Source organism: Klebsiella sp. Sb-30 (assembly GCF_057652795.1).
On record NZ_CM172749.1, the window covers coordinates 3,823,827 to 3,844,223 of the forward strand.

Here is a 20,397-nt window from a genome sequence, read left to right on the forward strand (position 1 = left end):
AAGATAAAACGAAATAATATTAGCCATCCGGATGTCCAGACATAACATCAGGTTAGCGAAACGAAATAAGGACAGCGTTCATGAGCAACAGCGATATCCGCGTGGTACCCGGCCCGGCTAACTATTTTTCCCATAACGGCAGCCTTGCCCACCTGCACGATTTTTACAGCGACGAGCAGCTTGCCCGCGCCATCTGGATCTACGGCGAGCGCGCCATCGCCGGTGCGCAGCCCTTCCTGCCGGAGGCGTTTCACGCCGTCGGCGCCAAAAAAGTGCTGTTTAGTGGGCACTGCAGCGAAAGCGACGTCGCGCAGCTGGTCGCGGAAGCCGGGGATGACCGGGCCGTGGTGATTGGCGTCGGCGGCGGCGCGCTGCTGGATACCGCCAAGGCCGTGGCCCGGCGGCTGGGTCTGCCGGTGGTGGCCATCCCGACCATCGCCGCCACCTGCGCCGCGTGGACCCCGCTATCGGTGTGGTACAACGACGCCGGCCAGGCGCTGCATTTTGAAATTTTTGATGACGCCAACTTCCTCGTGCTGGTGGAACCGCAAATCATCCTCAACGCTCCGGCGGAATATCTGCTGGCGGGAATCGGCGATACGCTGGCGAAATGGTATGAAGCGGTGGTACTGGCGCCGCAGCCGGAAACGCTGCCGCTGACCGTGCGCCTGGGGATTAACGGCGCGCTGGCCATTCGCGACGTTCTGCTGCAAAGCAGCGAAACCGCGTTGGCGGATCAGCAGCGCGGCGAACTGTCGCAGGCGTTCCGCGACGTGACGGATGCCATTATCGCCGGCGGCGGGATGGTCGGCGGCTTAGGCGAGCGCTATACCCGCGTCGCCGCCGCCCATGCGGTGCATAACGGCCTGACGATCCTGCCGCAGACTGATAAATTCCTTCATGGCACCAAGGTTGCCTACGGCATTCTGGTGCAAAGCGCCCTGCTGGGTCAGGACGACGTGCTGGCCCAGTTGATTAACGCCTGGCAGCGTTTCAACCTGCCCACGACCCTGGCGGAACTCGACGTGGATATCCACAATCGGGACGAACTGGAGCGGGTCATTGCCCATACCCTGCGTCCGGTGGAGTCGATCCACTTCCTGCCGGTGGAACTGACGCCGCAAAGCCTGGCCGCCGCTTTTGAGAAAGTGGAAAACTTCCGCAGGCAGGTGCATTGACGGACAGCAATCTCGCTCTATACCTAATGATGCATCTCCCACTCACAGTACGAGGTCATCATGCAGATCGAGTTAACGGGTAAAAAAGCGTTGGTTACCGGCGCCAGTCGCGGAATTGGCCGCGCCATTGCGCTGTCGCTGGCGCAGGCGGGCGCCGATGTGGTTATCACTTATGAAAAATCCGCCGATAAAGCGCAGGCGGTGGTCGACGAGATTGTGGCTCTCGGCCGCCGCGGCGCGGCGATTCAGGCCGACAGCGCAAACGCCCAGGCGATTCAGCAGGCCGTCACACGCACGGTAGAGACCCTCGGCGGGCTGGATATTCTGGTCAATAACGCCGGGATCGCCCGCGGCGGCCCGCTGGAGTCGCTGTCGCTGGAAGATATCGATGCGCTGATCAACGTCAATATCCGTGGCGTGGTGATCGCCATCCAGGCAGCGCTGCCGCATCTGCCCGCTGGAGGGCGCATTATCAATATCGGCAGTTGCCTCGCCAACCGCGTCGCCTCACCGGGCATCGCGGTCTACGCCATGACCAAATCTGCGCTCAACTCGCTGACCCGCGGCCTCGCCCGCGATCTCGGGCCGCGCGGCATTACCGTAAACCTGGTGCATCCGGGCCCTACCGACAGCGATATGAACCCGGCGAACGGGGAGCAGGCCGACTCGCAGCGTCAGCTTATTGCCGTCGGACATTACGGTCAGCCGGATGACGTCGCCGCTGCGGTGACCTTTCTGGCCAGCCCGGCGGCCGGACAAATCTCCGGCACCGGTCTGGATGTTGATGGGGGACTTAATGCCTGACGCCTGAGAAGGCGACTAAAAGCCTATCCCCGTAGGCGTGTTGCCGCCAGTCTGGCCGCGGACAGCGCGGAACCACCGGAGCGTACACGCACTAGGTGGGGATGGTGAGCACTGCCCTGGGTCAAAATGGCAAATAAAATAGCCTAATGGAATAGGCTCTTAGCAGCACTTCGCCCCCCCTTTTCCGCCGTAGCGTGCATCCTGTCGCTCGCGAAAGAACTCTTCATAGGTCATCGGCGTTTGCTCAGGATGCGTCAGGCGAATATGCTCGACATAATTATCGTAATCGGGCACGCCAATCATCATTTTCGCCGCCTGACCCAGATACTTCCCGGCTTTCGAAAGGGTATCAAACATAGTGCTCTCTCATGGTCCCCCTTTCCGCACGTGGAAAGGGGGTAGGGTTTAATGTGCGCGCTTCGCCTGCGCCGCCATCGGCTCTGCAGCGGCAGGTAACGCCTCATAAGGCGTCTCTTTCGCCGTCGGTTTATCCTCTTTCAACGCCGCCAACGCGGTTTTGATGGAGAAGAACGCCAGCACCACCACAACCACCATAAAGAAGATGGTTAATCCCGCATCCAGACGGTTGTTAAAGACCAGCTGCGCCAGCTGAGATTCGGTGTACTGAGGCGGAATCGTGCCGCTGTCGATCATCGCCTGGAACTTATTGGCAATCGCCAGGAAGCCGACTTTGGTGTCCGGACTGAACGACTTTTGCCAGCCGGCGGTCAGGGTGCAAATCAACAGCCAGGACGTCGGCAGCAGCGCAACCCAGGCATAGCGTTCGCGCTTCATTTTAAACAGTACCACCGCACACAGCATCAATGCCATCCCCGCCAGCATCTGGTTAGCGATACCAAACAGCGGCCACAGCGTATTGATGCCGCCGAGCGGGTCAACAACCCCTTGATGCAGGAAGTATCCCCACGCCAGCACGCAAAGCCCGGTCGCCAGCAGGTTGGCCGGCAGCGAGTTGGTTTTCTTCAGGCCCGGGCTGAGCACGCCCAGTAAATCCTGCAGCATAAAGCGCGCTGCGCGGGTGCCCGCATCCACTGCCGTCAGGATGAACAGTGCTTCAAACAGAATGGCGAAGTGGTACCAGAAGGCAACATCCATCAGACCGCCCAGCGAGCCGTGCAGGATGTAGGCCATCCCCACCGCCAGCGTCGGTGCGCCGCCGGCCCGCGAGATGATCGACTGCTCGCCCACTTCGCTGGCTATCTGGCGCAGCGTGTCCGGCGTAATGCTAAAGCCCCAGCTGCTGACCACCTGTGCGGCAGAGGCTACCACATCGGTGGTGCCAGCCGGCGCCAGTACCGCCATCGGGCTGTTCATCGCAAAGTAGACGCCCGGATCGATAACACAGGCCGCCACCAGCGCCATGATGGCGACAAAGGACTCCATCAACATACCGCCGTAGCCGATAAAGCAGGCCTGGCCCTCATTCGCCAGCATCTTAGGCGTGGTTCCGGATGAAATCAGCGCATGGAAGCCGGAGACCGCGCCGCAGGCGATGGTGATAAACAGGAACGGGAACATGCTGCCAGACCAGACCGGGCCGGTGCCGTCAATAAATTTGGTCAGCGCCGGCATGGTCAGAGTCGGACGCATAATCAGAATCCCAATCGCCAGCCCGACGATGGTGCCGATTTTCAGAAAGGTCGACAGGTAATCACGCGGCGCCAGCAGCAGCCACACCGGAAGAACGGCGGCAATAAAACCATAGCCCACCAGAATCCAGGTCAGCTGTACGCCGGTATAATCAAACCACGGCGCCCAGGTCGGGCTTTCCGCCACCCATCCGCCGGAGACAATCGCGAATACCAGCATCACCAGACCAATCACCGACACTTCGCCGATGCGTCCCGGACGCAGGTAGCGAATGTAGATCCCCATAAAGATCGCCAGCGGAATAGTGAAGGCCACGGTATAGGTGCCCCACGGGCTGTGGGTCAACGCTTTCACCACGATCATCGCCAGTACGGCGAGGATAATCACCATAATCATAAAGCAGGCCACCAGCGCCAGCACTCCGGCGGTTGGCCCCATCTCTTCTTTCACCAGCTCGCCGAGAGAACGTCCGTCGCGGCGCGTAGACACAAACAGCACCATAAAGTCCTGCACCGCGCCGGCCAGCACTACCCCGGCGAGGATCCAGATCATCCCCGGCAGATAGCCCATTTGCGCCGCCAGCACCGGTCCTACCAGCGGCCCCGCACCGGCAATCGCCGCAAAATGATGACCGAACAGCACTTTTTTATCGGTCGGGACATAATCAAGGCCGTCGTTATGCCGAACGGCGGGGGTCATGCGCGTCGGGTCAACCGCCAGCACATTTTTGGCGATGTAGAGACCGTAGAAACGATAGGCGATCAGATAAATGCAGACTGCCGCGACGACAATCCATAACGCATTAATCTGTTCACCTCGGTTTAAGGCGATATAGCCGAGGGCAAAGGCTCCGACAACCGAGAGCAATGTCCAGATGAGGTATTTCCCTGAATGATTCATCGTTGCGTTCCACCGGTAAGGTAATCAGGATGTTACATTTTGTTTCTAGAACACAACGCCGGGTTTAACAACATTGAAACCGTACAGATGTCGTACAAAGACAGGGATTTATCTCACATTGCTAGCGAGATCACTTCTGGGGGGAAAATGGAATGTATCGCCAGCAAGAAAGCGCTACATGATACGTCGTCAGACGACACCCCGGCTCGCGGCGTAAACGCCTGAACCAGGCAACCTTAGCGCACCGGTCCGTCGCCCGACTAAGCGTAGCGCCAGCCGGGAAAACAGAGAGGTTAGCCCGGGCCGTAAGTCAGCCGCAGAGTATGGCAACACCAAGGACATTTCCGGAGATGGCACATTGCGCTTTGTCCGGGCGACAAAATCACCGGCGGTTGTGGGCCCGTCGCCCGGCTTAAGAGTTCACCCCGCGCGCCGGGAGCAGACCTCCTCAGCCCAGTACCGCGGTGCCGAGGCGGCAGGTGCAGCAGCGACGGCCCCGCTCGTCGAACACCGCAATCTCCCAGCTCTGGTTCTGACGTCCCAGGTGCAGAGGGCGACACTCGCCGCGCACACGACCGCTCGAGACCGCCCGATGGTGGGTTGCATTCAGCTCGGTCCCCACCACGCACTGGCCCTCTTCGGTCATCAGCCAGCCGGCCATCGACCCCAGCGTCTCCGCCAGCGCCGCGGAGGCGCCGCCGTGCAGCAGGCCAAACGGTTGATGCGTACGCGCATCAACCGGCATACTCGCCTCCAGCAGCCCCTCTTCCAGCCGGGTGTAGACAATCCCCAGGTGAGCGACCATCGTATTGTCGCTGGTGGCATTAAGCGCCTCCAGCGTCAGCTGACGTTTCCAGGCCATTTATGCCCCCAGCGTCGAGCCGCCGTCCACCACGATATCCTGCAGCGTGATATGGCTGGCGTGATCGGAAGCGAGGAACAGAATCGTGCTGGCAATCTCCTGCGGACGCGCAATTTTACCCAGCGGGATCCCGAGCTTAAACTGCTCGCCGAAACCGCGGATACGGCGCTGCTCGGCATCCTCACTTACCCACAGCGTGCGCTGCATATCGGTGTCGGTGGAGCCCGGAGAGACCAGGTTGCAGCGTACGCCGCTGCCCGCCAGCTCCAGGCCCACGGTCAGCGCCAGACTTTTCAGCGCCGCCTTTGAGGCGCCGTAGGCGCTCATGCCGATGCGCGGCGTATGCGCGGCATCGGAGGCGACGGTGACGATTGCCCCGCCCTGCTGGCGACGGAACTGGCCCATCGTCTGCTGGAACAGGTTAAACGCCCCGCCGACGTTGACGGCGAAAGTCTGCTGCCATGCGTCCAGACTCAGCTCATCGGTCGCGCCCATGCGCAGAATCCCCGCGGCGTTAACCAGCACATCCAGCCGATCGATGCCTTTCAGCAGATGCCCGCATACCTCGGCCACCTGCTGCGCATTGGCAACATCCAGCGTGTGGGTGGCAAACGGATAGTCATCCCCCTCGAAAGCGAGATCGAAACCGCTCACCCGAGCGCCGGCCTCAACAAACGCCAGCGCCGTTGCGTAGCCAATCCCCTTACCGGCGCCGGTGACCCAAACGGTTTGCCCCTGAAAATCCAGCGCGGCCATTATTTCACCTCACGGGATAGCAGCGCCCACCAGGCGTCAATGGTCGGGTTTTTCGCCAGCATCACGAAATCAATATCGCCGTGCACTTTGCGCCAGCGGGCGGCCAGCGCCATCATGCGTACGGAGTCCAGACCATAGTCGATCAGGTTTTCGTCATCCATGGGCTCGTCGGATTCATCGAGCAGCGGCAGTACCAGCGCACGCAGCGCCGTTTTTGATGCCGGCAGCGGCAGCAGCTCTTCGGTCATCACGACGCGGCCACAACGACCGGCAACATATTTCAGCGACATCAGATGCTCTTCGCGGCTAAAGTCAGCCAGCGCATCGGCGACGAAGAATGGTTTAATGTCGCGCATAAAGGCGTCGGTCGCGGTGGTCATACAGCCGATATGGGCATAGACGCCGGTGATAATCAGCTGATCGCGGCCGCTCTCTTTGAGCATCTCTTCCAGCGGCGAGCGGTGAAACGCGCTGTAGCGCCACTTCACCAGGACGGTGTCGTGTTCATCCGGCGCCAGCGCGGCAATCACCCGCTGCTGCTCCGGCGAACGGGTCAGGCCCGGTCCCCACATATCATTCAGCAGGGCGCGATCTTCATCGCTTTGCTCTTTCGGCTGCGCGGTGTAAAACACCGGAATATTATGCTGTTTGCAGAAATCACGCAGCGCGGCAATATTGGCAACGACTTTCGCCATCATGGCGCTGTCTTCACCCCAGAAGTTGAGGAAATATTCCTGCATATCGTGGATCAGCAGCGCGGCGCGGGATGGCTCAAAAGCCCAGTTCACTTTGTTCGCCGGGATGTCGCTGGCTTCCGGCAGCGTGTAAGCCTGTAATTCAGGGATGGCCATTCTCTTTTCTCCTTCAGCCCGGCTCGCGTGAAGCCAGCCACTGGCGTAGTTGTTTTTTATCGACTTTGCCCACCGGCGTCAGCGGCAGTGAATCCAGGCACTCCACACGGTCCGGCAGTTTAAATTCTGCGACGCCCTGTTCGCGCAGGAAGCGACGTACCGCTACCGCGCGCAGCGGCTCTTTCACCACCAGATACGCGCAGCTTTTCTCGCCCAGCAGGCTATCTTCCATGCTGACCAGCGCGGCATGGATCACCGCCGGATGGCGCAGCAGCAGGTTTTCAACTTCCTCCGCCGCGATCTTCTCGCCGCCGCGGTTGATCTGATCTTTTTCACGCCCCTGCACGGTGATATAGCCGTCCTCGTCGATCGAAATAAGATCGCCGGAGCAGTAAAAACCGTCGGCATCAAACGCTTCGGCGTTATGCTGCGGACTTTTGTAGTAGCCGCGGAAGGTGTATGGACCCCGGGTCATCAGACGCCCCACCTCACCATGGGGTAGCGGGTTGCCGTCGGCATCCGCCACCCAGACCTCATCGTCCGGACACATCGGGCAGCCCTGGGTATTGATGATGCGTTCCGGGCTGTCGTTGAGGCGGGTGTAGTTCACCAGCCCTTCCGCCATGCCGAAGACCTGCTGAAGCTGGCAGCCAATCTCCGCCGGAATCCGCGCCGCCAGCGTTGCCGACAGACGCGCGCCGCCAACCTGCAGCAGCCTCAGCGAACGCAGCTGCGCGTTCCCGGCCCCCTCGCGGATCGCCTGTAGCCACAGGCTGACCGCCGGCGGTACCAGCGAAGCGACGTTAATCTGATGTTGTTCAATCAGCGGGAAGCAGAGCGTGGCGCTCGGATCGGCGGCCAGAATCACCCGACCACCGGCCAGAAACACGCCGAGGGAACCCGGCGAGCTCATCGCGTAGTTATGGGCGGCGGGCAGCGCGTTGAGGTAGCGGGTTTCCGCGCTGATACCGCAAATTTCGTTACTGCGACGGATGCTGTAGTCGTAGTCGTTATGGGTGCGAGGTATCAGCTTCGGCGTACCGGTACTGCCGCCGGAGAGCTGGAAAAAGGCCACTTCATCGGCAGGCGTCGGATTAGCGATAAAGTTCTCCGCCGGCCGCGCGATCGCCGCCGCCAGATCGTATTCACCGCAATCGTTGCGCAGCAGCACAACCCGTACTGACGCATGCTGCTCAACAAAGCCATTCAGGAAATGATCATCGGCAAACAGCGCATGCTCACGATCGGCAATCAGCAGCGCGGGCTCAATTTGCGTCGCGTAGGCATTCAGCTCGCTGCGCTGATGGCTGAATAACGCATTCACCGGCGCCACTCCGATACGCAACAGCGCAAACAGGGTGATGTAGAATTCGGCGACGTTGCCCAGCTGCACCAGCGCGGTTTCACCGCGCTTCAGCCCCAGACGCTGGAGCGACGAAGCCAGGTTATCCACCTGCTGATTGAACTGACGATAGCTGTGCTGCTTATCACCGTCGATAATGGCGATGGCGTCGCTGTCGGCGTGACGGGTAATCAGGTTGGTTAATGGCAAATCCTGCCAGTAGCCCTTTTCGCGGTAGCGGGCGGCAAAACTTTCCGGCCAGCGGTTAAATGCAATCATCATTGCCTCTTAATTCAAGCCAAACACATTCAGCATGGTCGTCAGTTTGACGCCGGTTTCACGCCACTCACCCAGCGGAGAGGAGGCCGGAACAATCCCCGCGCCGGCAAACAGACGCAGCGTACGCTGATGCAGGCGAGCGCAGCGAATCGTCACCACCCATTCGCCGTTACCTTCGTCATCGCACCAGCCAACAATGCCGCCGAACAGCTGGCGATCGAACGGTTCAAGCTCGGCAATCAGTCGTTTCGCCACCTGATGCGGGAAACCGCTCAGCGCCGGGGTCGGATGCAGCAGGCAGGCCAGCGACATCGCGTTCTCCTGCGCCAGCGCGGTACCTTCAATCGGCGTCGCCAGGTGCCACAGCGTCGGCGTGGTGACCAGCTGCGGGGAATCCGGCAGCGACAGTTCGCGGCAGCGCGGAGTCAGCACCGTCTTCATTGCCTGGGTCACCAGTTCGTGCTCGTGGCGATCTTTTCCGGAAGCCAGCAGCTTGTTACCCGCCTCGCGATCCAGTACGTCATCCGGCTGGCGACGGGCCGAGCCGGCCAGCGGCAGGGAGCTGAAATGATCGCCCTCTTTACGCAGCAGCAGCTCCGGGCTGGCGCCCAGCAGCACGCCGCCGTCGGAGAGCGGCACGTGGAAGTTAAAGCTGGCCGGATTCTGCGCGATCAGGCGCTCGAGCAGCGCGCCGCTGTCCACGCGTTCGCGGGTGGTAATGTCGATCAGGCGCGACAGGACAACCTTGTCCACTTCCGGCGTCGCAGTCAGCTCGGCGGCCCGCTCCACCATCGCCATAAAGGCATCCTGTTGAGGAATCTCCTGACGATCCACGACATCCATTGGCGTCTGGGCGCTGAAGTAGCGCGCCGACTGCTGTTTACCGGTGCGGGAGAAATTCTCCCAGCTCTCTGGAATAAACAGCTCGGAAGGCTGGTTGGTATCAAACGGGATAGCGCCGACCATCACCGGATTACGGATCCCGGCAGCCTTCGCGTCGGAGAACGCGGCCGCCATATTCCGCTGAAACTCCCCATCGAGCAGCGCGCCATCGGCGGCCGAGTGGGAAAAACGGCTAAAACAGCCCGCGGTACGAAAACTGCGGTACGGCGACATAAAGAAGAAGCTTTCCGGCAACAGGGTCATTTTTTGTTCCTGTACATCCTCGGCCAGTGACGTTTCCATATCATCCTCCAAAAACGATAAAGATATTACGAATAATTATCATTTATATTTTGGTTGGCTAACCTAAAAGGTATTGCCTGCCATGTCAACCGTACAAACGGCATGTTGTGCGACTTAGGCTTGCATCCACGCACGACAAAGCTGAAAATGAGACGCATTTATCCCAACTGAATCAGGATGCGAATTCGTGAATTTGTCCACATTATGCCGCCGTACCCTGCTGGCCTGCGGGCTGGTGCTTTTAGGAATTACCTCAGCTCTGGCGGCCGACTGGCCTCGTCAGGTGACCGATAGCCGCGGCGCACATACGCTGGAAAGCAAACCACTGCGCATCGTCTCCACCAGCGTCACCCTCACCGGATCCTTACTGGCGATTGACGCGCCGGTCGTCGCCAGCGGTGCAACCACGCCGAACAACCGCGTAGCCGACGATCGGGGATTTCTGCGTCAGTGGAGCGCCGTCGCGAAAGAACGTAAGCTCGCGCGCCTGTACATCGGCGAACCCAGCGCCGAGGCCGTCGCCGCGCAAATGCCGGATCTGATTCTGATCAGCGCTACCGGCGGCGACTCCGCCCTCGCGCTGTATGACCAGCTCTCCACCATCGCGCCGACGCTTATCATTAATTACGATGACAAAAGCTGGCAGGCGCTGTTGACCGAACTGGGGCACATCACCGGCCACGAAAAGCAGGCGACGGCGCGTATTGCTGAGTTTGATAAGCAGCTCGCCACCCTGAAGCACCAGATGAAACTCCCGCCGCAGCCGATCAGCGCGCTGGTCTATACCGCCGCCGCCCACAGCGCCAACCTGTGGACGCCGGAATCCGCTCAAGGTCAGATGCTTGAACAGCTGGGCTTTAAACTGGCGACCTTACCCGCCGGTCTGCATGCCAGCCAGAGCCAGGGGAAACGCCATGACATTATCCAGCTGGGCGGCGAGAATTTAGCCGCAGGCCTCAATGGCAACAGCCTGTTCCTGTTTGCCGGTGACGGAAAAGATGCCGATGCGATTTACGCCAACCCGCTGCTGGCGCACCTCCCGGCGGTAGAGAACAAGCGCGTCTATCCGCTCGGTACAGAAACATTCCGTCTCGATTACTACAGCGCCATGCTGGTACTGCAGCGTCTCGCCACGCTCTTCAGCTAACCCATCATGCCCGGCAGGCGCTGCGCCTGACCGGGATGCCCCTGCGCGTTTAACTTTCGCTGACCGCCTCAGGACGCTGGAAACGACGCAGCTCTCCCAGCAGCCCAATCAGTATTACGCCGACAATCACCAGCACCCAACCGCTGGTGCTTGCAGACGCGACCGGCGTCATCATCGCCCCCAGTCCGCCGAGCAACGCGGCGCCAATCGCATCGCCAGTGACGTTCTGCGCGGTCCACAGACCGTTAATACGCCCGAGCATCGCTTCCGGCGTCTGGGTCTGAATCAGGGTGTACTGCAACAGCGAGCTGATCGCGCTCAGCCAGCCAAATAGCGCCAGACACAGCGCGCCCAATGCCCAGACCGGCATCAGGCTGAACAGCGCAATGGCCACAAATGAGCCGACCGTCGTCATCAGCATCAGAGCGCCCGGTTTCGCCGTTTGCGCCAGCTGACCGCTGGTCAACGCCCCAAGCGCTGCCCCCAGCGGAATAGCGGCATAAAGCAAACCAATCTGCGAGGCCGACATCTGCCAGCCGTCGGCCAGCGCCGGATAAAGCACCCGAACCGCGCTCGCCATTGTCAGCAGACCGCCCAGCAGAGCAATCCCGCCAATCAGCGGGCTATTGAAGAGGAACTTCAGTCCCGCCAGCAGCGACTTCAGCGGGTGTTCCCGCGGCTGAGGAGGCGGCGGTAGCAGCGGCAACCGCAGCAGGGTCAGGGTGGTGATAAACGTCCCCGCCGCCGCCAGGCCATAGTTCCAGGCCACCCCGCCGGTGGCCAGCAGCAGACCGCCGATCATCGGCGAAATCACCGAGCCCAGACGCACCGTCAGCATGGTGATCGCGCCGGCCTGCATCAGGTTTTCACGCCCGACCAGCGCCGGCGTCGCCGCCAGCAGCGCCGTCACGCCCAGCGAAGCAAAAAAACCATCCCAGATACCCAGCAGATAGATAGCGATGAGCGACGGCTCAGGCAGCAGCGCGTTGAGGCACAGACCGACAAACCCCACGCCGCAGGTCCCACGCGCCAGCAGAATCAAACGTTTCCGCTCATAGCGATCCGCCAGCACGCCGCCGACCATCAGGCCAACAAACATTGAGCAGCCGGTCAAAGTGACCGAGAGCCCCACCTGCCAGGTAGAGTGGGTCATCATCTGGATTTGGACCGGAATCGCCACGCCCAGCAGGCCGAGCGACAGGATCGAGATAAAACGGGCGATAAAGACGGCGCGAAACGCCGGATGGGTTTGCAGCAGACTGAGATTCAGCAGCCGGGATTGTCGGTTCATTACAGCGCCTTGTTATTATTTTCCATCAACGCGCGATCGTTCAGGCAGCGTGCTTATTGGCTGTACTTCCTTAGCCCGGTCATACGGTTAGCGATACTTCCAGGCAAGCGTGCGTTTGCCGCCGCGATGCATTCTGAATGATTTTGCGTATACCATTCTTGTGGGCCGCCATGCTAACATAACTGAACAGAATCGATAACGATAATTACTATCATTATCATGTCAGGGATGTGAATTATGTCGTTTTCTACGACCACGGTGCGCGCCGTTGCCGTACCGGGTCTGTTACTCGTTTTAGCCTTTGCTATCGCTCTCAGCCTGCTGATTGGCGCCAAACCTCTTCCAGTGAGCGTCGTCGTTGATGCTTTTTCCGCTACCTGTCAGAGTGCCGACTGCACGATCGTGCTGGACGCCCGGCTGCCGCGAACCCTGGCGGGACTGCTGGCCGGCGCCGCGCTGGGCCTGGCAGGATCGCTGATGCAGACTCTGACGCGTAATCCCCTTGCCGACCCCGGCATTCTCGGCGTGAACTCCGGCGCCAGCTTCGCAATTGTGCTGGGTGCCGCGCTGTTTGGCATCCACTCCCCGCAGGAACAGCTGCTGATGTCGTTTTGCGGCGCGTTTGGCGCCTCGCTGCTGGTGGCCTTTACCGGCAGTCAGGGCGGCGGTCAGCTCAGCCCGGTACGTCTGACGCTAGCCGGCGTGGCGCTGGCGGCCGTGCTGGAAGGGCTCTCCAACGGGATTGCGCTCCTCAATCCTGATGTCTATGACCAACTACGTTTCTGGCAGGCCGGCTCGCTGGATATTCGCACTCTGCAGACGCTGAAAATTGTCCTCCTGCCGGTGGTGATTGCCGCCGTCGTGACGCTGCTGTTAAGCCGGGCGTTGAACAGTCTGAGTCTCGGCAACGATACCGCCACCGCGCTCGGCAGCCGGGTGGCCCGCACTCAGGTCATCGGCCTGCTGGCGATTACCGTGCTTTGCGGTAGCGCCACGGCGGTCGTTGGCCCCATCGCTTTTATCGGCCTGATGATGCCGCATATGTCGCGCTGGCTGGTGGGCGCTGACCATCGCTGGTCGTTGCCGGTCACCTTACTGGCAACCCCTGCCCTGCTGCTGTTTGCCGATGTATTGGGCCGCCTGTTGGTCCCCGGTGAACTGCGAGTCTCGGTAGTCAGCGCCTTTATCGGCGCGCCGGTACTGATTTGGCTGGTGCGCCGTCAGCCGCGCGGAGGTGCAATATGATCGCCCCTTCCCGCCGGCTGCTGCTCAGCTGTCTGCTTCTGCTGGCCGCCAGCCTGCTGGTCTCCCTCTGGGGTCTCGGCAGCGGGCTGGTGCCGTTAAGCGTCGAGCAGGTGCTTTCCGCTCTGCTGGGCGATGCGCCGCGTAACATCACTATGGTGGTCACCGAATGGCGACTGCCGCGGGTGCTGATGGCCCTGCTGATCGGTGCGGGGCTTGGCGTCAGCGGCGCCATTTTTCAGTCGCTGATGCGTAACCCGCTGGGCAGCCCGGACGTGATGGGCTTCAACACCGGCGCCTGGAGCGGCGTGCTGGTAGCGATGGTGATGTTCGGCCAGAACCTGGCGGCGATTGCGCTGGCGGCGATGGCCGGCGGCGTGTTGACCGCGCTGGTGGTGTGGCTGCTGGCCTGGCGCAACGGCATCGAAACTTTCCGCCTGATTATTATCGGCATCGGCGTTCGCGCCATGCTGGTGGCCTTCAATACCTGGCTGCTGCTGCGCGCTTCGCTGGAGACCGCTCTCTCTGCCGGACTATGGAATGCCGGCTCGCTCAATGGCCTGACCTGGAGCAAAACCTGGCCCTCGGCGCCGCTGATTGTGCTGATGCTGGTCGCGGCGGCGCTGCTGGCGCGGCGCATGCGCCTGCTGGAGATGGGCGACGATACCGCCTGCGCGCTCGGCGTGCGGGTAGAACGTTCGCGCCTGCTGATGATGCTGGTGGGCGTGGTGCTGACCGCCGCTGCCACCGCGTTAGCCGGACCGATCTCGTTTATCGCCCTGGTCGCGCCGCATATCGCCCGTCGCCTGAGCGGCACCGCGCGCTGGGGGCTAACCCAATCGGCGCTCTGCGGCGCGCTGCTGCTGGCGCTGGCTGACTACAGCGCCCAGCGCCTGTTTATGCCCTATCAATTACCGGTGGGAGTGGTGACCGTCAGCCTCGGCGGCATCTATCTCATCGCGCTGTTAATTCAGGAGTCCCGCAAAAAATGACCGCCGAAACGACCCGTTTGCGCGGCGACCAGCTAACCCTGGCGTACGGCAAAAAGACCATCGCCGAATCGCTGAATGTGACCATTCCTGACGGCCATTTCACCGCGATCATTGGCCCTAACGGCTGCGGGAAATCAACGCTGCTGCGTACCCTGAGTCGCCTGATGACGCCGGCCAGCGGCCATGTTTATCTCGACGGTGAGCAGATCCAGCGCTATGCCAGCAAAGAGGTGGCGAAGCGCATCGGTCTGCTGGCGCAAAATGCCACTACGCCGGGAGATATTACCGTTCAGGAGCTGGTGGCGCGCGGCCGCTATCCGCATCAGCCGCTGTTTACCCGCTGGCGTAAAGAGGATGATGACGCGGTCAACAGCGCCATGAGGGCGACCGGAATAACCGACCTGGCACGACAAAGCGTCGATACGCTCTCCGGCGGCCAACGGCAGCGGGCCTGGATTGCGATGGTGCTGGCGCAGGAAACGGCCATTATGCTGCTCGACGAGCCCACCACCTGGCTGGATATCAGCCATCAAATCGATCTGCTGGAGCTGCTGAGCGAGCTCAACCGCGAAAAGGGGTATACCCTCGCGGCGGTACTGCACGACCTCAACCAGGCCTGCCGCTACGCAACGCATCTGATTGCCTTGCGCGAGGGTAAAATCATTGCCGAGGGGGCGCCGAAAGAGATTGTCACCGCCGAATTGATCGAGCAGATTTACGGCCTGCGCTGCATGATCATTGACGATCCGGTCGCCCATACGCCGCTGGTCGTGCCGCTGGGGCGCCGGTAACGCCTCTCGCTTGAAGATCCGCCCGGTGGCGCTGCGCTTACCGGGCCTACCGTCCTGCATCCTTGCGCGGGTACTGCAACGCTCCGTAGGCCGGGTCAGGCGGCAGCCGCCGCCCGGCAATATCCTCCGGGCTACCCGAGAATCTCCCGTACGACCGGAGCATCGAGGCTTCGCCCGGTGGCGCTGCGCTTACCGGGCCTACCGTCCTGCATCCTTGCGCGGGTTCTGCGCCGCTCCATAGGCCGGGTCAGGCGGCAGCCGCCGCCCGGCAATACCCTCCGGGCTCACCCAGAATCTCCCGCACGACCGGAGCATCGAGGCTTCGCCCGGTGGCGCTGCGCTTACCGGGCCTACCGTCCTGCATCCTTGCGCAGGCTCTGCTACGCTCCGTAGGCCGGGTCAGGCGGCAGCCGCCGCCCGGCAATATCCTCCGGGCTACCCCAGAATCTCCCGTACGACCGGAGCATCGAGGCTTCGCCCGGTGGCGCTGCGCTTACCGGGCCTACCGTCCTGCATCCTTGCGCGGGTACTGCAACGCTCCGTAGGCCGGGTCAGGCGGCAGCCGCCGCCCGGCAATATCCTCCGGGCTACCCCAGAATCTCCCGTACGACCGGAGCATCGAGGCTTCGCCCGGTGGCGCTGCGCTTACCGGGCCTACCGTCTGCATCCTTGCGCAGGTTCTGCACCGCTCCGTAGGCCGGGTCAGGCGGCAGCCGCCGCCCGGCAATACCCTCCGGGCTCACCCAGAATCTCCCGTACGACCGGAGCATCGAGGCTTCGCCCGGTGGCGCTGCGCTTACCGGGCCTACCGTCTGCATCCTTGCGCAGGTTCTGCACCGCTCCGTAGGCCGGGTCAGGCGGCAGCCGCCGCCCGGCAATACCCTCCGGGCTCACCCAGAATCTCCCGTACGACCGGAGCATCGAGGCTTCGCCCGGTGGCGCTGCGCTTACCGGGCCTACCGTCCTGCATCCTTGCGCAGGCTCTGCTACGCTCCGTAGGCCGGGTCAGGCGGCAGCCGCCGCCCGGCAATATCCTCCGGGCTACCCCAGAATCTCCCGTACGACCGGACCAATTGATTCGAAGGCCTGCGGGGAGATAATATCCACGTGGGCGCAGTTCTGGCTGAAGACCTCCAGTTCCCCCACCCAGGGGCCCCACGCCGCCTGCGGATCCATCCCCGCCTGGCGCGTTTTCTCCGCCACAAACAGCGTCGCTTTGCCATCAAACTTCGCGCTATGCGCGGTGGTCAGCAGGCGTACCGCATCGGCATAGTTGCCCTCGATGACACGGAACAGTTCACCGGAAGCCTGTCCCTGCTGGGCAGCCAGGAAGGCTTCTCGTTCACGTGCAATCTCGGCCAGCACTTCCGGGTCCAGACCGTTAGCCTCTTTCTCCGCCCAGTTCTGCGTCTCCGGCGGCCAGGTGTCCAGCAAGCCCAGGAACGCCACCGCTTCGCCGCGCTGGCGTAAGCGGGCAGCAATGCCCTGTGCCAGCGTCCCGCCGAGGGAATAGCCAAACAGGTAATAGGGCCCGTGCGGCTGCTGCGCCAGCAAGGTCTGCAGGTGCTGCTCGCACACTTCATCGAGATTTGCCGCGCTCATCATCGGCCCTTCCGGTCGCGGCGACTGAATGCCGGTAATCGACCAGCGCGGGCTAAGATAGCGGGCCAGCACGCTGAACTGCCAGGCAAAACCGGATGCCGGATGGAAACAGAACAGCGTTGGTCCGTCGCCGACGCGCAGCGGCAGAATCGCATCAAAGCCCAGGCGCTGCGCCTGCTCATCGCTGAGATCGGACGCCAGCAGCGCGCTCAGTTTCCCCACCGTCGAGGCCACCATCACCTGCCCGGGCGTCACCTGACGTCCCAGCTCGCGGCTGAGCTGCGCCGCCAGGCGCATCGCCAGCAGAGAATGACCGCCGAGGGCGAAGAAATCGGCTTCAATGTCGTTCACTTCACAGCCCAGCAGCCGACTGAACGCCTCTGCGACCGTCGTTTCCATTCCCGCCTCCGGCGTTCGTCCGCTGCGTTCACTGCCCAACGTCGGCAGCGGCAGCGCTTTGCGATCCAGTTTGCCGTTGGCGCTCAGCGGCAGTTCCGCTAGCTGAATCAGCACCACCGGCACCATGTGCGGCGGCAGCTGTTCGGCGAGGCGCGTTTTCAGCGCTGTCGTATCCAGCGGCAGGCCGGACTCTGACACCAGGTAGCCAACCAGCTGGCGGGCATCGCCGCCGGTCGCCGCCGCCTGATTGAAAACGCAGGCGTTGGTTACCGCCAGGGAAACGTCCGGTAGCGCAGACATGACGCGGTCGATTTCGCCCAGCTCAATACGCTGTCCGCGAATTTTCAGCTGGTCATCGCTACGCCCAAGGTACTCCACCGCGCCGTTATCCAGCCAGCGCGCCACGTCGCCGGTGCGGTACATCCGTTCACCGGCGGCAAACGGGTCGGCAATGAAGCGCGAAGCGGTCAGATCCGGGCGGCCCAGATACCCCTGAGCTAACTGAATGCCGGTCAGATATAAATCCCCGGCGACGCCCGGCGGAACCGGCCGCAGAGTGGCATCGAGAATACGCAGCCCGGTATTCCATACCGGCCAGCCAATCGGCACGCTGTTGCCGGTGACCGCCGCCAGCTCCGCCCCGCAGGCCGGATACCAGCTCACATCCACCGCCGCCTCGGTCGGGCCATAGAGGTTATGCAGCGGCGCGCCGGTCAACGCTTCCCACTCGCGGCACAGGTCGGTTGGCAGTGCTTCCCCGCTGCAGAAGACGCGCTTCAGCGTCCGGCAGGTCGTCACGTTTTCAGCATCCAGCGAAGCCACGAACGCCGCCAGCATTGATGGCACAAAGTGGGTGGTGGTCACTCCGTAGCGGGCAAAGAACTGCTGCATCGCCTGCGGGTCGCGATGGGCTTCCGGCTCGGCCATCACCAGCTGCGCGCCGGTGATAAATGGCCACCAGAATTCCCATACCGACACATCAAAGCTGCACGGCGTTTTCTGCGCCACCACATCCCCGGCAGTAAGCGGATAGTGATTTTGCATCCACAGCAGTCGGTTAACGATCGCAGTTTGCCCGACCATCACCCCTTTCGGGCGTCCGGTGGAGCCGGAGGTAAAGATGATGTACGCCGTATGCTCCGGCTGTGAGAGCGCCAGCGGAGTATCATCATCCGCCGCAAGCGGCTGCTGATAACACAGGGTTTCAAGACCCGGAATATCGCTAAAGCGGGCCAGCTGATCTTCTGCCGTAATCAGCAGCGTAGGACGCGCGTCCTCCAGCATCATACGCAGGCGGTCGTCCGGATACCCGGTATCCAGCGGCAGCCAGGCCGCGCCGGCCTCAACGATGCCGTGCAGCGCGAGGGTGAGGAACACCGAACGCGGCAACGCCACCGCCACGCTGTCGCCGGGCTTGACGCCGCGTTCACGCAGCAGCCGGGCCAGCGCCACCACCTGCTGACGCATTTCCCGATAGCTGAACTGCCGGGTGGCATCCGCCAGCGCCGGGGCATCTGGCGTTTTCGCCGCCTGTTCCGCCACCAGGGCACTGAGCGTCGTCGTCGGCAGCGCCACGCCGGTATCATTGACCTGCGCCAACTGCGCCGTCTCGTCGGCCGAGAGCAGATTGACCTCTGCGCAGCGTAGCGCCGGATCGGCGGCAAACTGGGTCAGCAGCGCGGATAAACGCGCCACGTGCGCGCGCAACGTGGTCTGGTCGTAGCGCGCTTTGTTCGCCAGCACTTCCAGCGACAGTCCGCCGGACTCATCCGGAAACAGCGCCAGTTCAAGATCGTTTACCGGGCCGGTCGCCAGGGTGTGGGTCACCGCCTCGATACCGTCAATATCCAGAACATAATCAAAAACTTTAACATTGAGCACCGGGCCAAACAGCGGCTCATCGCCCGCCGCTTTGCCGCTATCGCGCACGATTTGTTCGGCGTCGTAACGCTGGTGGCGACGCATCTTTTTCAGCTGGGCGCTGAGACGCAACGCCAGCTCCGCCAGGGTCTCTTGCCCATCGATATGTATCGCCAGCGGCAGGACGTTCAGTACCGGGCCGGTTGCGGTCAATGCCGCCGAGCCCATCCGCCGCATAAAGATAAAGCCCGCAGCATAGTCCATGCGGTTGCATAAACGGCCGAGCCACAGGGTGGTTAGCGCCAGCGCCAGATCGGCTCGCTGACACTGCGGTGCGCCGGCGGCCAGGCGGCTGAACAGGCCGGCATCCAGATCCAGCTTCAGGCGCCAGATATCGGTACTGGTCGCCCGCCCCGCCAGCGGTGCCGCAGAGAGCGATGCCGGTGACGGCAGGGCGTTGCGTTGCGCCATCCAGAACGCTTTATCGCGCTGCCAGGCCTCGCTGCCGTAGTAGCGCTGATACTCTTCAACAACCTCAGCGAAAGGGGTAAACGGTGACGCCGGCGTCGCCTCCCCACGTTGCCAGGCGCGATAAATCGCCGCGATCTGGCGGGTAATAGCGGGGAAACTGAAGCCATCGACCAGTAAATGATGATAACGCTGATACCAATACCAGCAGTCATCCGCCACGCGCAGCAGCTGGTGACAAACCAGCGGATTACCGCCATCCACGCGTAAATTCTGCCCGAGGTCGGCCTGCATTAACGCCAGCGCGGCGTCGTGCGGATCGCGCACCTCGCGCAGATCGCAATAGTCAGGTTCGGCAAAAGCGCGGTGCTCATCGACCCATTGCCAGGCTTCGCCGTTATCTTCGCAAAAGCGCATGCTGAGCGTGTCGGCCTGCGCCAGACCAGTGACGATCGCCCGTCCCAGCAGCGCCGGGTCCAGATTGCCACGCAGTTCGACATAGTGGGCGACACTCCATGCGCCGGGCAGCGTAGAGAGCCGCTCCGCCATCCAGATCCCAGGCTGCGCCGCGACCAGCGGTAAACGAGTGCTCATGTCCGGCTCCTTGAGATTGCATAGTGGGCAGGGGTAAGGGTTGACCAGTTCGCCGCCAGCCAGCCGTTGCACGCCTCTAAGGATTGCGGCGGGCATTCCACTACCCAGCCTTGCGGTAGCGCGCAGTGGTGCGGCCACAGGCTGTACTGCTGTTGTTCGTTGCGCAAAATGTAAAACTGCCCTTGCGGATTATCGAAGGGGTTGCTGAATTGCATACCAAACTCCTGTCTTTACTCGTCATCC

Annotated in this window: 17 protein-coding genes; 6 read left to right on the plus strand and 11 right to left on the minus strand. The window is 62.0% G+C overall.

Going from position 1 to position 20,397, the window contains the following annotated elements:
- Positions 1-80: 80 nt before the first annotated feature.
- Positions 81-1,178 (plus strand): oxidoreductase, encoded by a 1,098-nt coding sequence (locus AC236I_RS17905; RefSeq protein ID WP_004859384.1) that lies wholly within the window; start codon positions 81-83, stop codon positions 1,176-1,178.
- 60 nt (positions 1,179-1,238) lie between these two features.
- Positions 1,239-1,982 (plus strand): SDR family NAD(P)-dependent oxidoreductase, encoded by a 744-nt coding sequence (locus AC236I_RS17910; RefSeq protein ID WP_004859381.1) that lies wholly within the window; start codon positions 1,239-1,241, stop codon positions 1,980-1,982.
- A gap of 159 nt (positions 1,983-2,141) precedes the next feature.
- On the opposite strand, the gene AC236I_RS17915 is transcribed toward AC236I_RS17910, so the two are convergent.
- From AC236I_RS17915 to entC, 7 genes are all read right to left on the minus strand, one after another.
- Positions 2,142-2,339, minus strand: a complete 198-nt coding sequence (locus AC236I_RS17915; protein WP_004859378.1) for a YbdD/YjiX family protein — start codon at positions 2,337-2,339, stop codon at positions 2,142-2,144.
- 48 nt (positions 2,340-2,387) lie between these two features.
- Positions 2,388-4,493: a pyruvate/proton symporter CstA gene (gene cstA, locus AC236I_RS17920; RefSeq protein ID WP_004859376.1), complete on the minus strand. Its 2,106-nt coding sequence runs from the start codon at positions 4,491-4,493 to the stop codon at positions 2,388-2,390.
- A gap of 448 nt (positions 4,494-4,941) precedes the next feature.
- Positions 4,942-5,355 (minus strand): proofreading thioesterase EntH, encoded by a 414-nt coding sequence (entH, locus tag AC236I_RS17925; protein WP_004859373.1) that lies wholly within the window; start codon positions 5,353-5,355, stop codon positions 4,942-4,944.
- Complete coding sequence (gene entA, locus AC236I_RS17930) at positions 5,356-6,111, minus strand: 2,3-dihydro-2,3-dihydroxybenzoate dehydrogenase EntA (protein WP_004859369.1); 756 nt, start codon at positions 6,109-6,111, stop codon at positions 5,356-5,358.
- A complete protein-coding gene (locus AC236I_RS17935; RefSeq protein WP_004859366.1) occupies positions 6,111-6,962 on the minus strand; it encodes an isochorismatase in 852 nt (283 codons plus the stop codon). The genes entA and AC236I_RS17935 overlap by 1 nt, the downstream gene beginning before the upstream one ends.
- Before the next feature lie 13 nt (positions 6,963-6,975).
- Positions 6,976-8,583, minus strand: coding sequence for a (2,3-dihydroxybenzoyl)adenylate synthase EntE (gene entE, locus AC236I_RS17940; protein ID WP_487608834.1), 1,608 nt, complete (start codon positions 8,581-8,583; stop codon positions 6,976-6,978).
- A gap of 9 nt (positions 8,584-8,592) precedes the next feature.
- On the minus strand, positions 8,593-9,768 hold the full coding sequence (entC, locus tag AC236I_RS17945) for an isochorismate synthase EntC (protein ID WP_487608566.1): 1,176 nt from the start codon (positions 9,766-9,768) through the stop codon (positions 8,593-8,595).
- A 187-nt stretch (positions 9,769-9,955) separates the two neighbouring features.
- On the opposite strand from entC, the gene fepB reads away from it, so the two are divergent.
- Positions 9,956-10,915, plus strand: coding sequence for a Fe2+-enterobactin ABC transporter substrate-binding protein (gene fepB / locus AC236I_RS17950; protein WP_004859357.1), 960 nt, complete (start codon positions 9,956-9,958; stop codon positions 10,913-10,915).
- A 49-nt stretch (positions 10,916-10,964) separates the two neighbouring features.
- Here the strand turns inward: fepB and entS are convergent, their stop codons facing one another.
- Positions 10,965-12,206 (minus strand): enterobactin transporter EntS, encoded by a 1,242-nt coding sequence (gene entS, locus AC236I_RS17955; protein ID WP_004859354.1) that lies wholly within the window; start codon positions 12,204-12,206, stop codon positions 10,965-10,967.
- A gap of 237 nt (positions 12,207-12,443) precedes the next feature.
- Here entS and fepD point away from each other — a divergent pair, with 237 nt between their 5' ends.
- From fepD to fepC, 3 genes are read left to right on the plus strand one after another with little or no spacing between them, the layout of a single operon-like run.
- On the plus strand, positions 12,444-13,451 hold the full coding sequence (fepD, locus tag AC236I_RS17960) for a Fe(3+)-siderophore ABC transporter permease (RefSeq protein ID WP_015584924.1): 1,008 nt from the start codon (positions 12,444-12,446) through the stop codon (positions 13,449-13,451).
- Complete coding sequence (gene fepG, locus AC236I_RS17965; RefSeq protein ID WP_015584925.1) at positions 13,448-14,440, plus strand: iron-enterobactin ABC transporter permease; 993 nt, start codon at positions 13,448-13,450, stop codon at positions 14,438-14,440. Before fepD ends, fepG begins: the two co-directional genes overlap by 4 nt.
- Positions 14,437-15,231: an iron-enterobactin ABC transporter ATP-binding protein gene (gene fepC, locus AC236I_RS17970; protein WP_004859346.1), complete on the plus strand. Its 795-nt coding sequence runs from the start codon at positions 14,437-14,439 to the stop codon at positions 15,229-15,231. The genes fepG and fepC overlap by 4 nt, the downstream gene beginning before the upstream one ends.
- 702 nt (positions 15,232-15,933) lie before the next feature.
- On the opposite strand, the gene AC236I_RS17975 is transcribed toward fepC, so the two are convergent.
- The 3 genes from AC236I_RS17975 to AC236I_RS17985 form a co-directional block, all read right to left on the minus strand.
- The gene (locus AC236I_RS17975; protein WP_285908590.1) at positions 15,934-16,125 is read right to left on the minus strand and encodes a hypothetical protein; all 192 of its coding nucleotides are present in this window, start codon (positions 16,123-16,125) and stop codon (positions 15,934-15,936) included.
- 147 nt (positions 16,126-16,272) lie between these two features.
- Positions 16,273-20,154 (minus strand): enterobactin non-ribosomal peptide synthetase EntF, encoded by a 3,882-nt coding sequence (gene entF, locus AC236I_RS17980; RefSeq protein ID WP_487608567.1) that lies wholly within the window; start codon positions 20,152-20,154, stop codon positions 16,273-16,275.
- Positions 20,151-20,369: an MbtH family protein gene (locus AC236I_RS17985; protein WP_213894242.1), complete on the minus strand. Its 219-nt coding sequence runs from the start codon at positions 20,367-20,369 to the stop codon at positions 20,151-20,153. Before AC236I_RS17985 ends, entF begins: the two co-directional genes overlap by 4 nt.
- Between the last annotated feature and the right edge of the window lie 28 nt (positions 20,370-20,397).

Coding starts and splice junctions, on each gene's coding strand:
- AC236I_RS17905 (WP_004859384.1), top strand. CDS start 81: ATGAGCAACAGCGATATCCGCGTGGTACCCGGCCCGGCTAACTATTTT.
- AC236I_RS17910 (WP_004859381.1), top strand. CDS start 1,239: ATGCAGATCGAGTTAACGGGTAAAAAAGCGTTGGTTACCGGCGCCAGT.
- AC236I_RS17915 (WP_004859378.1), bottom strand. CDS start 2,339: ATGTTTGATACCCTTTCGAAAGCCGGGAAGTATCTGGGTCAGGCGGCG.
- cstA (WP_004859376.1), bottom strand. CDS start 4,493: ATGAATCATTCAGGGAAATACCTCATCTGGACATTGCTCTCGGTTGTC.
- entH (WP_004859373.1), bottom strand. CDS start 5,355: ATGGCCTGGAAACGTCAGCTGACGCTGGAGGCGCTTAATGCCACCAGC.
- entA (WP_004859369.1), bottom strand. CDS start 6,111: ATGGCCGCGCTGGATTTTCAGGGGCAAACCGTTTGGGTCACCGGCGCC.
- AC236I_RS17935 (WP_004859366.1), bottom strand. CDS start 6,962: ATGGCCATCCCTGAATTACAGGCTTACACGCTGCCGGAAGCCAGCGAC.
- entE (WP_487608834.1), bottom strand. CDS start 8,583: ATGATTGCATTTAACCGCTGGCCGGAAAGTTTTGCCGCCCGCTACCGC.
- entC (WP_487608566.1), bottom strand. CDS start 9,768: ATGGAAACGTCACTGGCCGAGGATGTACAGGAACAAAAAATGACCCTG.
- entS (WP_004859354.1), bottom strand. CDS start 12,206: ATGAACCGACAATCCCGGCTGCTGAATCTCAGTCTGCTGCAAACCCAT.
- fepD (WP_015584924.1), top strand. CDS start 12,444: ATGTCGTTTTCTACGACCACGGTGCGCGCCGTTGCCGTACCGGGTCTG.
- fepG (WP_015584925.1), top strand. CDS start 13,448: ATGATCGCCCCTTCCCGCCGGCTGCTGCTCAGCTGTCTGCTTCTGCTG.
- fepC (WP_004859346.1), top strand. CDS start 14,437: ATGACCGCCGAAACGACCCGTTTGCGCGGCGACCAGCTAACCCTGGCG.
- entF (WP_487608567.1), bottom strand. CDS start 20,154: ATGAGCACTCGTTTACCGCTGGTCGCGGCGCAGCCTGGGATCTGGATG.
- AC236I_RS17985 (WP_213894242.1), bottom strand. CDS start 20,369: ATGCAATTCAGCAACCCCTTCGATAATCCGCAAGGGCAGTTTTACATT.